16 protein-coding genes are annotated in these 15182 nt (G+C 35.5%); 13 read left to right on the top strand and 3 right to left on the bottom strand.

Translation table 11 applies throughout. The features are described 5' to 3' along the window. Positions 1–225: hypothetical protein (locus tag EC501_RS18560; RefSeq protein WP_206613381.1), on the top strand; the 225-nt coding region annotated here is incomplete at its 5' end. Positions 226–416: 191 nt separating this feature from the next. On the opposite strand, the gene EC501_RS16765 is transcribed toward EC501_RS18560, so the two are convergent. Beyond that, positions 417–1394 carry a C40 family peptidase gene (locus tag EC501_RS16765; RefSeq protein ID WP_122973495.1) on the bottom strand — a complete coding sequence of 326 codons (978 nt, stop codon included), beginning with the start codon at positions 1392–1394 and terminating at the stop codon, positions 417–419. 647 nt (positions 1395–2041) lie between these two features. On the opposite strand from EC501_RS16765, the gene EC501_RS16760 reads away from it, so the two are divergent. The 5 genes from EC501_RS16760 (at position 2042) to tsaD (ending at position 5168) form a co-directional block, all read left to right on the top strand. Then, on the top strand, positions 2042–2398 hold the full coding sequence (locus EC501_RS16760) for a hypothetical protein (RefSeq protein WP_122973494.1): 357 nt from the start codon (positions 2042–2044) through the stop codon (positions 2396–2398). Between the two features lie 160 nt (positions 2399–2558). Beyond that, positions 2559–3011 carry a tRNA (adenosine(37)-N6)-threonylcarbamoyltransferase complex ATPase subunit type 1 TsaE gene (tsaE, locus tag EC501_RS16755; protein WP_122973493.1) on the top strand — a complete coding sequence of 151 codons (453 nt, stop codon included), beginning with the start codon at positions 2559–2561 and terminating at the stop codon, positions 3009–3011. Continuing rightward, the gene (tsaB, locus tag EC501_RS16750; RefSeq protein ID WP_122973492.1) at positions 3008–3709 is read left to right on the top strand and encodes a tRNA (adenosine(37)-N6)-threonylcarbamoyltransferase complex dimerization subunit type 1 TsaB; all 702 of its coding nucleotides are present in this window, start codon (positions 3008–3010) and stop codon (positions 3707–3709) included. Before tsaE ends, tsaB begins: the two co-directional genes overlap by 4 nt. Positions 3710–3712: 3 nt before the next feature. Further along, complete coding sequence (gene rimI / locus EC501_RS16745; protein ID WP_122973491.1) at positions 3713–4162, top strand: ribosomal protein S18-alanine N-acetyltransferase; 450 nt, start codon at positions 3713–3715, stop codon at positions 4160–4162. Continuing rightward, positions 4155–5168 carry a tRNA (adenosine(37)-N6)-threonylcarbamoyltransferase complex transferase subunit TsaD gene (gene tsaD, locus EC501_RS16740; protein WP_122973490.1) on the top strand — a complete coding sequence of 338 codons (1014 nt, stop codon included), beginning with the start codon at positions 4155–4157 and terminating at the stop codon, positions 5166–5168. The genes rimI and tsaD overlap by 8 nt, the downstream gene beginning before the upstream one ends. 472 nt (positions 5169–5640) lie before the next feature. Here the strand turns inward: tsaD and EC501_RS16735 are convergent, their stop codons facing one another. Continuing rightward, positions 5641–7590, bottom strand: a complete 1950-nt coding sequence (locus EC501_RS16735; protein WP_122973489.1) for an ABC-F family ATP-binding cassette domain-containing protein — start codon at positions 7588–7590, stop codon at positions 5641–5643. 184 nt (positions 7591–7774) lie between these two features. Between EC501_RS16735 and EC501_RS16730 the strand changes: the two genes are divergently transcribed. The 4 genes from EC501_RS16730 (at position 7775) to EC501_RS16715 (ending at position 11012) form a co-directional block, all read left to right on the top strand. Further along, positions 7775–8407, top strand: coding sequence for a redox-sensing transcriptional repressor Rex (locus EC501_RS16730; RefSeq protein ID WP_122973488.1), 633 nt, complete (start codon positions 7775–7777; stop codon positions 8405–8407). Positions 8408–8486: 79 nt separating this feature from the next. Beyond that, on the top strand, positions 8487–8714 hold the full coding sequence (locus tag EC501_RS16725; RefSeq protein ID WP_122973487.1) for a twin-arginine translocase TatA/TatE family subunit: 228 nt from the start codon (positions 8487–8489) through the stop codon (positions 8712–8714). 19 nt (positions 8715–8733) lie between these two features. Next, a complete protein-coding gene (tatC, locus tag EC501_RS16720; RefSeq protein ID WP_122973486.1) occupies positions 8734–9561 on the top strand; it encodes a twin-arginine translocase subunit TatC in 828 nt (275 codons plus the stop codon). Between the two features lie 117 nt (positions 9562–9678). Further along, positions 9679–11012, top strand: a protein-coding gene (locus EC501_RS16715; RefSeq protein WP_421930393.1) for an IS3 family transposase whose coding sequence is annotated in 2 segments (ribosomal slippage) — positions 9679–10066 and positions 10066–11012 — 1335 coding nt in all. Because the reading frame shifts where the segments join, the coding sequence is not laid out codon by codon here. A 70-nt stretch (positions 11013–11082) separates the two neighbouring features. Here the strand turns inward: EC501_RS16715 and EC501_RS16710 are convergent. Then, a complete protein-coding gene (locus EC501_RS16710; protein ID WP_122973484.1) occupies positions 11083–11820 on the bottom strand; it encodes a CPBP family intramembrane glutamic endopeptidase in 738 nt (245 codons plus the stop codon). A gap of 255 nt (positions 11821–12075) precedes the next feature. On the opposite strand from EC501_RS16710, the gene groES reads away from it, so the two are divergent. From groES to EC501_RS16695, 3 genes are all read left to right on the top strand, one after another. Beyond that, positions 12076–12360 (top strand): co-chaperone GroES, encoded by a 285-nt coding sequence (gene groES, locus EC501_RS16705; RefSeq protein ID WP_122973483.1) that lies wholly within the window; start codon positions 12076–12078, stop codon positions 12358–12360. A 115-nt stretch (positions 12361–12475) separates the two neighbouring features. Further along, on the top strand, positions 12476–14104 hold the full coding sequence (groL, locus tag EC501_RS16700) for a chaperonin GroEL (RefSeq protein ID WP_122973482.1): 1629 nt from the start codon (positions 12476–12478) through the stop codon (positions 14102–14104). Positions 14105–14371: 267 nt separating this feature from the next. Further along, the gene (locus EC501_RS16695) at positions 14372–15010 is read left to right on the top strand and encodes a hypothetical protein (RefSeq protein WP_122973481.1); all 639 of its coding nucleotides are present in this window, start codon (positions 14372–14374) and stop codon (positions 15008–15010) included. Positions 15011–15182 lie beyond the last annotated feature (172 nt).

The raw sequence follows: 15182 nt of genomic DNA, 5'->3' as shown, positions 1-15182 counted from the left end.
ATCCAAAAAGCCCCCAACAAACAAAAGCCGAAGGCTTTAATCGGCGCGTTTAAGAATGATCAAAAATGCAGAAGGAAAAACTCGAGAAGCGGGAGGACCGAGGAAAACAAGGAATCAAGGAGGCCCGAAGCGCAGTGTACTTGGTACATGAGCATCGGACTGACGCAGATGACGCAGTTTTCCGACGTGTCATCGCGCTTCGCAGAAAGCGTCGATGGTAGTTGAGGGGTGCCCCTGTGAGAGTAGGACGTTGCTAGGCAAATAGAGACCACTGAGATTCAGTGGTCTTTTTTAATACCCAAAAAAGCTCCCAACATACAAAAGCAGGAGAGTCGTATTAAAAAAGAAGCCGATTTAAAATCGACTTCTTTATAGATATATTAAAGAACTCTAGTAGCTTTAACGATACGTTCTTTTCAGTAGCCGGAAGTTATATTTCCATAGGATACACCGCTTGATGTCGCAGCACTAATCATTTGGCCGTTACCAACATAAATTCCAACGTGGTTAATTGCACCATTAAAATCTGTATCAAAGAAAACTAAATCCCCAGGTTGTACAGAAGAAATAGCTACACTTTTTCCAACTGTTGCTTGAGCACTAGATGTTCTTGGTAAAGTAATGTTTCCTGCATCTTTGAAAACTCGATAAGTGAATGAAGAACAGTCAAAAGCATCCGTTCGATTCACACTAGCTCCATATAAATAGGAAGCCCCAAGGAATTTTTTAGCATAAGTCACGATTTCATTACCACTGACAGAAGCTGTGATATCCTCTTTAACCGTATTGGAAGTAGATGAAGATGAACTTGCTAAATTAATTTTTTGACCAACATAAATATAAGATGGATTACTGATTTGTGGATTATAACTTAATAGTTTACTAAGACTAATTCCTTGATTTGCAGCAATTTTAGAAAGGGAATCCCCTTGCTTCACTATATAAGTAGAATTAGTGCTTGTTGTAGTACTAGAATTAATAGTAGAAGCTACTCCTTTACTTTCATTAACTACAAGTTTCTGTCCAATGGAAATGAATGATGCATTTTTAATAGACGGGTTCCATTTTAGTAAATCGTTAACAGTCACCTCATAAGCTGCAGCAATTTTAGAAAGAGAATCTCCCTTTTGTACAATGTAAGTTGTTGAACTAGTTGTTGTGTTTGATTTTGAGTTTGAAGTTTCATCAGATAATTTAAGAATTTGACCAGGGAAAATTAGACTAGAACTTAAATTGTTTAATGATTTAAGTTCGTTTACGGTAATAGAATTTTCTAGAGCGATTTCAGATAAAGTATCTCCACTCTTTACAGTATGGGTTGTAGCTGCAAAAACAGAATTCCCTCCAATAAGTGATCCAATTAGTACGGTAGATAAAACTAATGATTTTTTCATAAAAAATTCCTCCTATTTTTTGAGGAAGAGTTTTGCCTAAGATAGATGGAGTACTTGTTCCACTTAAGGATCTAAACGATTAAAGCTGAATAATTGAACTACCATGATCGTAATCTTCCAAATCATTAAAAAAAGTTATGAAACATGTTACATAAGTTGATTTTGGATATTTAATTCTATTTAGTAACTAGTTTTTTTGTTTCATAGTGAATGGCAAACTTTCTATTCCGATTATGTATAAGGTGAGTTACATTTCCTTATATACGTTTCAATTAGCTCTTAAAAGTTATATGGCCTCGATTTTCTATTTGACTGAAGAAAGCCCCGCTTCTAAGGACGTATTGAGAGTATTTGTCTCTTTGGTGGAATTACGTACCCTATTTACCTTAAACATACAGACTTCCTCAAGACTATAGACTGTTCTTCTTATCAAATGGTTCCCATTCAAAGTTGATTTTGGCAAGAAGTGAAGATTTTACTGTTCGTTTAATAAGCATTTTTCTTTCAATAAACATTTCAATATTAGGTTTAAAAGACTGTTCATAAAATTTTTTGTCTATAACAAATTATTCAACTTTAAAGTAAAGTCACATGTTGGCAGGGTCACATAAATATAGTAGTAGTGATGTCATTTTCGAGGTGATTTTATGAATAAAAAACGTTATAGAAGAAATTTATTAGCCCTTTTATTTATCCTAATTACGGCGATTGCTGTATTATTTGCTAAATGGTATTTTGAAGTAAATCAATATCATGATATAGAAGATGAAAATTCTTATAGTTGGCAAAGGTATATGAATGAAGATGAGTTTACACAATTAGAAGATGGAATGTCTTATTCGGATGTTGTAAGAGTAGCAAAGGGTAGAGGTGAAAAAATATCCGAAGACGTGTATATTTGGGATGATGAACTATTACTAACTCAATCTTATGAAATTCACTTTCAGGATGGAAAGTTAGAGCAGAAAAAAATTATTCAAAAACGTGGTTATTCATCTCGATAAAAAGAAATAAAGCACATCTTAAATAGAACCGTTTTCTCAATAATAAATAGATTGGATAGAAAGATGTGCTTTATTTTGTAATTAGAAGGTATACACTTTGAACATTTAACGCTGTTTAGGTAAACTTATGGTAATGTGATTGTGAGAGGATACGTTAAAAATGATTGTAGAAAAAGAAGTTATCTCCTTAGAGGAAACTCAAAAATTAGCTCATCAACTAGCAGAATTATTGGAACCACAAGATACGATAACCCTTGAAGGGGATTTAGGTGCTGGTAAAACAACTTTTACGCAAGCCCTTGCAAAAGGATTAGGAATTTCAAGGACGGTAAATAGCCCGACTTTTACAATAATGAAGCAGTATGAAGGAAGGCTTCCCTTTAACCATCTAGATGTTTATCGTCTTGCGGATAGTAACGAAGATCTTGGATGGGATGAAATTTTCTATGGTGATGCGGTAACAGTAGTAGAGTGGGCCCATTTAATAGAAGAGTATTTACCTGATGAAAGACTTGCTATTGAAATTTATCGCATCGATGACAATAAACGAAAATTTGTACTAAAACCAATCGGAAAGCGTTACGAACGGTTATGTAAGGAGTTATTTAAATGATTTGGTTAGGAATAGAAACATCAAATTCACCGCTTTCTATAGCAATAGTAAAAGATGGACAAGTATTAGTTGAAATCGTCGAAAATGTAAAGTTAACCCATTCGGTGACGGCTATGCCAGCGATACAGGAACTATTCAGTAAAGCGAAACTAAAACCCGCTGATATCGATGCAATTGCAGTTTCAGAAGGACCGGGTTCCTATACAGGCATTCGTATCGGCGTAACAATTGCCAAAACCCTTGCTTGGACGTTAAAAAAGCCATTAGTAGGGGTATCAAGTTTAAAAACGTTAGCAGCAAACGGTGAATTGTTTAATGGTATCATTTGTTCATTATTTGATGCGAGAAGACAAAATGTCTATGCAGGTGTTTATCAGGGATGGGAATTGGAAACGGTAATGGAAGAACGTCACGTATCAATTGATGATTTATTAAGCCAATTACATTCATTAAACAAACTTGTATTATTCATTGGAGCAGACGTAGAGATTTTTAAAGATAAAATGATAGAAAAATTAGGTGAGCATGCAATATTTGCACCATCGACCATCGCATTACCCCGTGCCTCCAAGTTAATAGCGATAGCTGAAACAAAGCCATTACCAAGTATAGAGGAAGTTCATCATTTTGTTCCTCAGTATCATCGATTGGCGCAAGCTGAAGCGAATTGGATTCAGGATCAAAAAAAGGGGCAATAATAAATGATACTTTATCGGAGAATGACCCCAGAGGATGTAGAAGCGGTACATGGGATTGAGCTTGCTTCCTTTCCTACTCCGTGGACGCTAGATTCATTTCATTATGAAATGAGAGAAAATCAATTTGCTTATTATATTGTCGCGGAAAACGAACATGGCAATATTGTCGGCTTTTGCGGTATGTGGCTTGTTATTGATTCTGCTCAAATTACAAATGTTGCAGTTATTGATGCTGCGAGAGGACAAGGAATTGGAGAAGGATTAATGAGAGAGGCAATGCGAATCGCGAAGGAACACGGTGTAGATGTTATGAGCTTAGAAGTACGGGTTTCAAATAACGTGGCACAAAACCTTTATCGAAAGCTTGGGTTCCAAGATGGTGGAATACGAAAAGGTTATTATACAGATAATCAAGAGGATGCTCTTGTAATGTGGGTGAATTTAAATGAGTGATCGAATTATTTTAGCAATAGAGACGAGTTGCGATGAAACGGCTGCTGCCATTATTCGAAATGGTCATGAAATTATTTCAAACGTAGTTAGTTCTCAAATAGAAAGTCAGAAACGTTTTGGCGGTGTTGTTCCAGAAATCGCTTCTCGTCATCATGTAGAACAAATAACAATTGTAATTGAAGAAACATTGGAAAAAGCGAACATGCGACCATCGGATTTAACGGCTATAGCAGTAACAGAAGGACCAGGATTGGTAGGGGCTTTATTAATCGGAATTAATGCGGCAAAGGCATTTGCTTTCGCTCATAATCTACCGATTATTCCAGTGCATCATATTGCAGGTCATATTTATGCGAATGCATTAGTGCAACCGATGCAGTTCCCTTTACTAGCCCTTGTCGTATCTGGGGGACATACAGAATTAGTATTTATGAAAGAGCATGGAAGTTTTGAAGTGATAGGGGAAACTCGAGATGATGCAGCTGGTGAAGCCTACGATAAAGTAGCGCGGGTATTAAATATGCCTTATCCAGGAGGTCCCCATATTGACCGACTTGCCCATGAAGCAAATGAAGGAGTAGAGTTCCCACGAGCTTGGCTAGACGATACATATGACTTTAGCTTTAGTGGTTTAAAATCGGCCGTTATTAACTATAAGCATAATATGGATCAGCGTGGAGAAGAAATTATCCCTGAACAAGTCGCAAAAGGTTTCCAAGATAGTGTTGTAGAAGTTCTAACTGCAAAAACGGTTCGTGCGGCAAAGGAATTTAACGTTAAACAAGTCATTGCTGCTGGTGGTGTATCAGCCAATAAAGGCTTAAGAACAAGTTTAGAACAAGCCTTTGAAAAAGAACAGATTCCGTTTACAGTACCACCATTAAAATTTTGTACGGACAATGCAGCAATGATCGGAGCTGCTGCAACCTATATGTATGATGCGGGAGTTCGTGGAGATTTATCCATGAATGGTATTCCCGGTAAAGAATTAAAGAGTTGGATATAATAATGAAGTCACAAATGTTGTGGAGTTATCAACATTTGTGACTTTTTAATATTGCCGAAAAATATACGGAATAGAGTTACGGTGTCGTAAACCGCTATTTTTTGTGTAATTTCCTTTCACTTATTGATTTTTTCATTTTTTGTATAATTTTTCTGAAATCTTATCCACAGGCGAACAATATTATGATGAAATTGTCAAGGCGAACATTCGTACTTATGCACAAACTGGGGATAACTTGTGTATAACTTGTGGTAAACCTATATATAGTATGGATTTTTTCACAAAAGAATGTGGATATTTTTTTATAAAACTGTGGATAATGTGGAAAAGTGTGTTGATATGTTGATATTACTAATCCTTTCATGTGAATAAATTTGTGGAAATTTTTTATCGAAATTTGTCTATTGACCAAGATATATGTAAATTATTTATGAATAATAAAAATACCATGTGCTTATGCACATGGTATAGTTTATGAAATAATGTTTTCTAGCTCTTCATTAAGCTCAAGCCACTGTACTTCCAATTCATCGTGTTGTTGTTTTACTGAATCTAACTCCGATTGATATTTCAAAACTTGTTCGTGATCTTTAAAAATTTCCGGGTCACATAGTTTTTCTTCAATAGTGTTAATTTGTTCATCTAAAGTAGCCATCTTCTTTTCAATGTCTTCCACTGTCCGTCGAATTTGACGCTCCCGTTTTTTTGCTTCTTTATCAATTTGGGAAGTAGAGGATTTGGATTGGGAAGGGGATTCAACCCCTTTGGCAGCTGCAACTTGAGCTTTCATTTCAGCTAATTCTTGTAGTTCCTGCTTTTTCTCCAGATAATAATCGTAATCACCTAAATATTCAAAGGAACCGGTTCCAGATAATTCAACGACCTTCGATGCGATTCGGTTAATAAAATAACGATCATGGGAAACGAAAAGTAATGTTCCTGGATAATCGATTAAGGCGTTTTCCAACACTTCTTTACTATCTAAATCTAAATGGTTTGTCGGTTCGTCTAGAACGAGTAAATTAGCCTTTTGCATCATGAGCTTAGCTAGAGCAAGTCGGGCTTTTTCACCTCCGGAAAGGGAATTTACCGTTTTTGTTACATCATCACCACTAAATAAAAATCTTCCTAATATCGTACGGATATCTTTTTCATTCATAAGTGGCCATTCATCCCAAAGCTCCTGAAGAACAGTCTTATTGCTCTTTAATTTTGCTTGTTCCTGGTCATAGTAACCAATTTGAACGTTTGCACCATATCGAATATCTCCGGAAAGAATCGGTAAATCCTTTACGATTGTTTTTAGTAAAGTGGATTTTCCAACTCCATTTGGACCGACAAGGGCGATGCGATCTTCCCGGAAAATTCGCATATGAATATTTTTCGAAATCGTTTTTCCATCATAGCCAATCATTAAATCATCAATGGAAAGTACATCATTTCCGCTTTGGCGTTCAATTGTAAAACCGAAATTAGCAGAACGTTCATCACCATCCGGAGCATCCATCCATTCGGTACGTTCCAGCACTTTTCTTCGGCTTTGGGCCATTTTCGTTGTAGAAGCGCGGGCGATATTTTTTTGAATAAATGCTTCTAATTTTGCCTTTTCATCCTGTTGTCGCTCGTACAATTTCATATCACGTTCATAGTTTTTTGCTTTTTCAGCTAGATAAGCACTATAGTTTCCAACATATTTTGTTACATTGGTTCTTGATACTTCATAAACAATGGAGACAACTTGGTCTAAAAAGTAACGGTCATGGGATACGATTAAAATCGCTCCTTCATACCCTTTTAAGTAATTTTCTAACCAGCTTAAAGTTTCAATATCAAGATGGTTTGTCGGCTCGTCCAAAATTAATAAATCAGGTTTACTTAAAAGAAGCTTTGCTAACGCTAAGCGGGTTCTCTGTCCACCTGATAGGGAGGAGATAGGTTTATCATAATCTTCGGGATAAAATTGCATGCCATGTAAAACAGAACGGGTATCCGCTTCATATTGATAACCACCCGCTTCTTTGAAATCATGCTGAAGTTGGTCGTACTCTGCCATAACGCGGGCATACACTTCCTCATTGCCATAAACAGCTGGGTCAGCCATTCTTTGTTCAAGGGAACGTAAATGTTTTTCTTGGTTACGAAAAGAGTCGAAAATCGTCATCATTTCATCCCAAATGGATAGTTTCGATTCGAGCCCAGTATGTTGCTCCAAATAACCGATTTTCACATCCTTTGGAATAATAATCTCACCGGAATCATAGGACATTTGCCCAGCGATGATTTTGAGTAATGTCGATTTTCCTGCTCCGTTACGCCCGACTAACGCTACCCGATCTCTATGTTGAATTTCTAATTTAACGCCGCTTAATATTTCATCTGTCACAAAAGATTTATATAATTGATTTACTTGTAAGACGATCATTTTTACACCTCAGTTCTATCTTAAGTGTAATTGATGAAGAATTCCTTCGCAATGTGGATGCTTTACTTATTTGTACATGTTTAGTAATATGAAATCGATTTCGATTTCGTAATCATTATAAGGGATGAAATTTTGACACTCGAGGAAATGAAAAGTTCCCCGAGAAAAGATTGGGGGATAATGGGTGAAGCAAGAAATGAAAATTCCACAAGCAACGACAAAAAGACTTCCTCTTTATTATCGTTTTTTACAAAACTTTGCCAATGAAGGGAAAAGAAGAATCTCATCACAGGAATTAAGTGAAGCAATGAAAATTGATTCAGCTACGATTCGTCGTGATTTTTCTTATTTTGGAGCGCTTGGGAAAAAAGGATACGGATATGATGTTCTCTATTTACTAGAGTTCTTTAGACAGACCCTTGATCAAGATGAAGGGGCGAACGTTGCCTTAATAGGTGTGGGGAACCTAGGAAATGCCTTTTTAAAATACAATTTTCAAAAAAACCACAATACAAGAATTGTCGTTGCGTTTGATACAAAAGCACCTTATGAGGGAACAGAAGTAAATGGGATTCCCCTTTACCATCCAGATCGTTTAGAAGAAATGTACCATGAATATAACGCAGAATTAGCTATTTTAACGGTATCTTCCCGCTCAGCACAAATGATGGCTGATCGATTAGCTGCTATTGATGCAAAAGGGATTTTAAACTTTACACCTGTCCGTTTAAATGTACCGGATAGTATGAAGTTAATGAATATCGATTTGTCAGTCGAACTAGAGGCATTAATTTACTTAATCCGTAATAGTGACTGACACAAAGTGTTTACATTATGTATTAGCAAATTGCGACAAGATGCGTTAAAATGTACATATATTAGAGGAGGTGGCTACAGTGGTTGTGCATTTAAATGCAATTTCACCATTTGCCGTTGTTATTATTTGTATCGTAGCCCTATTAATTTTTGGACCGAAAAAATTACCTGAATTAGGTAGAGCGGTAGGGACAACCCTTCGCGAGTTCAAAAAGGGAGCAAAAGGGTTAGTAGAAGATGACGAAGATATGAATAAAAAGAACGTTAATGTCATCGAGCAACAAAATGTAGATAAAGAAAACAAGTAAGTTAAGGATGTCTTTTAATATGAATCCAAAAGAACTCACTGTTATTGAACATATAGAGGAATTGAGGAAGCGACTTTTTATTTGCGCAGTTTTCTTTGTTCTAGCTTTAATTGTCAGCTTTTATTTTGCAAAGCCCATCATTCGTTTTATACAGATTAGTGAAGAAGCACAGGAATTAACTTTAAATGCTTTTAAAGTAGGGGATCCCCTTACAGTTTATTTAGAAGTAACGTTTATTGTAGCAATTATCATTACATCGCCAGTTATTCTTTATCAACTTTGGGCTTTTATTACACCAGGGTTGCATGAGATGGAACGAAAAGCGACATTAAAATATATTCCCTATGCATTTTTACTGTTCATCGGAGGACTAGCTTTTGGGTATTTTATTTTATTCCCAAATGTTTTGCACTTTATGATGACTTTATCGAATGACCTTGAAATTCAACAAACGATAGGTATTAACGAATATTTCTCCTTTTTACTTAAACTGGTTGTACCTTTTGGTTTAATATTCGAACTACCAGTTGTCATGTTATTTTTAGCAAGATTAGGGATATTAAATCCACAACTTATGGTTAAATTCCGTAAGTATTCGTATTTTGTTTTATTTGTCATTGCGGTATTAGTAGCCCCGCCAGATATAATTTCTTATATAATGATTTCTATTCCGCTTTTCGTTTTATATGAAGTGAGTATTGTCATTGCCCGAATTGGCTATAAGAAATATCAAGTAGCTGAGGAAAAACGGATACAGGAAGAAAAAGAGGCTGCTCAAAAAATGCAAGTAGAACAATTGTTAGCAGAACAACGACGTCAAATTGAAGAAATGTCAAATCATCAATAATAAAAGCCTATTTTCGAAAGTAAAATGTACCCTATAAGATAGACACTTAAAAAAAGTCTCTCTTATGGGGTATTTTTTTATTTATAATGAAAAAAACAATTAGATGGAGCAGAACTTATGTCGAAGAAATTATTTACTACTTATGAACAAAAATTACTTAAGAAAAATCCTTATGTAAAGTCAGTGAGTGAAAAAGGAATTACATATACAGATGAATTTAAAGCACTAGCCATTAAAGAATATGAAGCTGGAAAAGGTCCAAAGAGAATCTTTGAAGATGCAGGGTTTGATATTGAGGCGGTTGGAATGGAGCGTGTACACTCATCGTTAAAAAGATGGAAAATAGCTTATCAAACGAACGGTGCATCTGGGCTCGAAGATTCTCGTAAATATCATTCGGGACGTCCACTGGAACGTGAATTAAGTTTAGAAGAGAAATACGCTAGATTGGAAGCCCAGAACGCTCTTCTAAAAGCAGAAAATGAACTGCTAAAAAAGATCGATTTAGCAGAAAGGATGTTGAGAAAGAAGAAGTAAAACTCACGGATGAACAAAAATTTCAGCTGATTTACACAGTCATTAAAAAATATAAATTAAAGCGAATGGTACAACATCTGTGCGTACTAGCTGGGGTTTCACGTTCAGGATATTATCGTTATTTTTCAGAAGAAGCAGCGAACAGAAGACAAGCACGTCATCAAGAGGATGAAAAGGTAAAAGAAGTTATATTAAAAGCATTTCACTTCCGTGGTCGTTCTAAAGGTGCTCGCCAAATTAAAATGACGTTAGAAGACCAATTTAAAATTACATATAACTTAAAGCGAATCCGACGAATTATGAAGAAGTTTCAAATCATTTGTCCTATTCGAAAGGCGAATCCTTATCGACGAATGGCGAAAGCGACGAAAGAACACAGAACATTACCGAACCTTTTAAACCGCCAATTTAAGCAAGGAATCGCTGGAAAAGTATTACTAACAGACATTACATATTTGAGTTACGGAAAAGGAAAACGCGCCTATCTATCAACGATTAAGGACGCCGAAACGAATGAGATTTTAGCTTATGAAGTATCTAATAAATTAACGCTAGATATTGCCCTTAATACCTTAAAGAAATTGAAAAAGAATCGGGTAAAACTATCTGAAGGTGCATTCATCCATTCCGATCAGGGCTTCCACTATACGAACCCTCAATTCCAAAAGCTTGTGAAGAAAATGGGATTAGGTCAGTCCATGTCTCGTCGTGGAAACTGTTGGGATAATGCGCCACAAGAATCTTTCTTCGGTCATTTAAAAGATGAAACAAATATTAAATCATGCGAATTATTAGAGGATGTAAAACGAGAAATAAAGAGTTATATGATCTATTACAACAATTATCGTGGTCAATGGAATTTAAAAAAGATGACGCCTGCACAATACAGACATCATCTATTTCAAGTTGCCTAGCTTTTTTTAAAATGTCCTTTACAAAGGGTACACATTAAAGACAAGAACTTTTGAAAATAGGCTTTTAATTTTATTTTGGAATTTGATCCATGAATTGTTGAAGTTTATCCGCATTTAATTGAACTAACGTAACAAAGCCGTTTAACATCATATGGGCAATAATTGATGTAAGTAGACGTCTCGTTTTATAGTAAAGGAAGGCGAAAATGAAACCGCTAATGGTATATAAAATAATATGCGTAAAATCTAAATGAATGGCCGCAAAAATAATCGAACTAACGATACCAGCTACCCAGAAATTTTGGGTTTGAATTAATGAACCAAAGACTACTCGACGAAATACTAATTCTTCTAATATTGGGCCAAATAACACCGTCGCAAGTATCATAACTGGCGCAATTTCTGTAACAAGCATAATCGTTTCGGTATTTTCACTGCCGTAATCAATGCCAAGGGCCAATTCAATCGTTGCACCAATCGTTTGACCAAGATAAACAAGGAAAAACCCGATAATTCCCCATCCGATGGAAACAGGAATCGATGCTTTTTCTCCTTTAAATACGTTCCAGAAGTTCTTATTTTTACTTATTAAGAATATACAAACTAAGAATGCAATTGCAGCAGTTACTGTAGACCACCAACCAGCTAAGGCAACGCCAGATTGTTGTTCATTTTCCACAAAAAATTGAAGGAAGAATCCCTTAATAGGTGGAATTAATAATAGAAACCCAGATAATTGAAACAATATGTAGGTTAATAAAACGAAAAAGGCTGTTTTTTGGGTTTGGATTTTTGTAGAAGTACTCAATAGTTTATATCCCTCTTTCTAAATCTCTTGTTTAAAACATATAATATAAAGTTAAACTAACAGGCGGGTTGCTCATTTAAGAAAGTACAACCTCTATATCCTATTGTAGAGGAATATGGAAAGAAAACAAAATTTTTTAACGCTTCATACTTGCAAACTTAAAAATAATTCATTATTATAATAATTGTGTTAGCACTCGTAAGAAGAGAGTGCTAATAAGATATACAAACTAAAATTTGTAGGAGGTTGTTTCACTTGTTAAGACCATTAGGTGATCGTATCATTATCGAACTAGTTGAGGTGGAAGAAAAAACAGCATCAGGACTTGTACTTCCAGATTCAGCAAAGGAAAAACCACAAGAAGGTAATGTTGTTGCTGTGGGAACTGGTCGTGTACTAGATAACGGCTCACGTGTCGAGCTTGATGTAAGAGAGGGAGATCGTATTATTTTCTCTAAATACTCAGGCACAGAAGTGAAATACGAAGGCAAAGAATATTTAATTCTTCGCGAAAGTGATGTATTAGCAGTTATTGGTTAATTAGTTGAAACTTAAAGTTAATCTTAAGAAATAAAGAGCGCCTTTTACATAGGTTTCTTCGGCGCTCCATGCTACTTTTGATTTTGAATAGAATAAAAATTTGGAGGTAAGCAAAATGGCAAAAGATATTAAATTCTCTGAAGAAGCTCGCACGTTAATGCTTCAAGGTGTTGATAAATTAGCAAATGCAGTAAAAGTAACATTAGGGCCAAAAGGTCGTAACGTTGTACTTGAAAAAAAATTCGGTTCTCCATTAATTACAAATGATGGTGTAACAATCGCTAAAGAAATCGAATTAGAAAACGCTTATGAAAACATGGGTGCAAAATTAGTTGCTGAAGTTGCTTCTAAAACGAACGAAATCGCTGGTGACGGTACAACAACTGCAACAGTTTTAGCGCAAGCGATGATTCGTGAAGGTCTTAAAAACGTAACAGCTGGCGCAAACCCTGTTGGTATCCGTAAAGGTATGGATAAAGCTGTTGCTGCTGCATTAGAAGAATTACAATCCATTTCACGCCCAGTAGAAAATAAAGAAGCGATCGCGCAAGTTGCTGCTATTTCTGCTGCCGATGAAGAAGTTGGTGAATTCATCGCAGACGCTATGGAACGCGTTGGTACTGACGGTGTTATCACTATCGAAGAATCTAAAGGGTTCACTACTGAATTAGATGTAGTAGAAGGTATGCAATTCGACCGTGGATACGTTTCTCACTATATGGTAACAGATACTGACAAAATGGAAGCAGTATTAGAAAACCCTTATATTTTAATTACGGATAAAAAGATTTCAAACATTCAAGAAATCTTACCTTTACTTGAACAAGTTGTTCAACAAAGCCGTCCATTATTAATCGTTGCTGAAGATGTTGAAGGGGAAGCTCTTACAACATTAATCTTAAATAAATTACGCGGTACATTTAATGTAGTAGCTGTTAAAGCTCCTGGCTTCGGTGACCGTCGTAAAGCGATGTTAGAAGATATTGCTGTATTAACTGGTGGTCAAGTTATCACTTCAGAACTTGGCTTAGAATTAAAAACAGCTGACGTTTCTTCTTTAGGACGTGCTGCAAAAGTTGTTGTATCTAAAGACAACACAACAATTGTTGAAGGTGCGGGTAATAGCGAAGAAATCGAAGTTCGCGTTAACCAAATCCGTGCTCAAATTGCAGAAACAACTTCTGAGTTCGATAGAGAAAAATTACAAGAACGCCTTGCAAAACTTGCAGGTGGTGTAGCAGTAATTAAAGTTGGTGCTGCAACTGAAACGGAATTAAAAGAACGTAAATTACGTATTGAAGACGCATTAAACTCAACTCGTGCTGCTGTTGAAGAAGGTATCGTATCAGGTGGTGGTACTGCACTTCTAAACGTTTACGGCGCAGTTGAAAAAGTACTTGATGAAGTAGAAGGCGATGTAGCAACTGGTGTACGTATCGTATTACGTGCTCTTGAAGAACCAGTACGTCAAATCGCTAACAACGCAGGTCTTGAAGGTTCAATCATCGTTGACCGCCTAAAACGCGAAGAAATCGGTATCGGCTTCAACGCTGCTAACGGCGAATGGGTAAACATGATCGAAGCTGGTGTAGTAGACCCTGCTAAAGTTACTCGTTCTGCATTACAAAACGCTGCATCTGTAGCTGCTCTATTCTTAACAACTGAAGCAGTAGTAGCAGATATTCCAGAACCAGCATCTGCTCCAGCAATGCCTGACATGGGCGGCATGGGCGGAATGATGTAAAAGAGGTTTTTGAGGCATTTTAAGTAGTAATATAACTTTAAAAGTTTTATAAACTTAGTAACGCTATTAATAAAGCAACTACCACTTCTCAGAAATATCTGAGAGGTGGTTTTTTATTTTTTAAAATTTATAAGGACTTTATAAATAGATAGGGAATATTAAAACATAATTGAATGAGTAAAAAAACACAGTAAAATACCGATGTATTAATTACAAATTACCTATTTAGGGTAAGTTGATTAGGAGTTTTAGGAGGAGGAGTAAGATTTGTTGTGGCTAATATATGAGGATTATATTAAACAAGATGTTCGTACTACATACTTTGTGAAATATCTTAAATGGCACGTATGGGTAATTTCTATTTCACTATTGATAATTACTTTGTATTGTCTTTTTAAATTTTATTTATCATTAAATGGTTGGATTCTTTTTGCGTCATGTATATTTGCAGCTATTACAGGTTCTTATTTTGGAAATGAATTGAAAAAGTCTGTATTGGGAAATGTAGGTGATGGTAAGGATATTTTTGATCACAATATTATTTCAATAAGGAATATTTTAAAAAGACATAATATTAGCCATATTGAACAAATTGATTTGTTGATAAATCAAATAAATGAAGAACTTCCAGAACTAAAAATGAGTGAAAAAGTTTTAAAGGCTTTCTATACAATAAGTACTGCATTATTATTACCGATAATAACTCTGATGATTAAATGGTTACTTAATTATAATAATGAAGGAGTGGAAATAGTAATAATACTTGTTTTAATAAGTTTAGCGATATTAGGAATATTTTATATCATTAAGCCTCTTTTGGAAGAAATTTTAGATTCTCCTTATAGAAAAATGAGTAAATTAAAGAGAATACTTGAAGATATTAAGTTGGTAGATTTTCTAAAGTAATATTTTTAGGGGAAATAGTATGGAATTAAAAATTAAAACGAAGTATTTTACTGAATCGGTTACACTAAGTTGGACAGATACTATAAGGGCTAGTAGACTTAACATACTAACCTAAAGGGAGCCTGCTATTATGCCACGTCAACGTCGAACTTTTACAACAGAATTCAAATTA

The sequence above is a fragment of the Lysinibacillus halotolerans genome (assembly GCF_003711845.1).
Lineage (GTDB): Bacteria > Bacillota > Bacilli > Bacillales_A > Planococcaceae > Ureibacillus > Ureibacillus halotolerans.
Note: the sequence above shows the minus strand (reverse complement) of the source record. Positions and strands in the feature narration are given on the sequence as shown.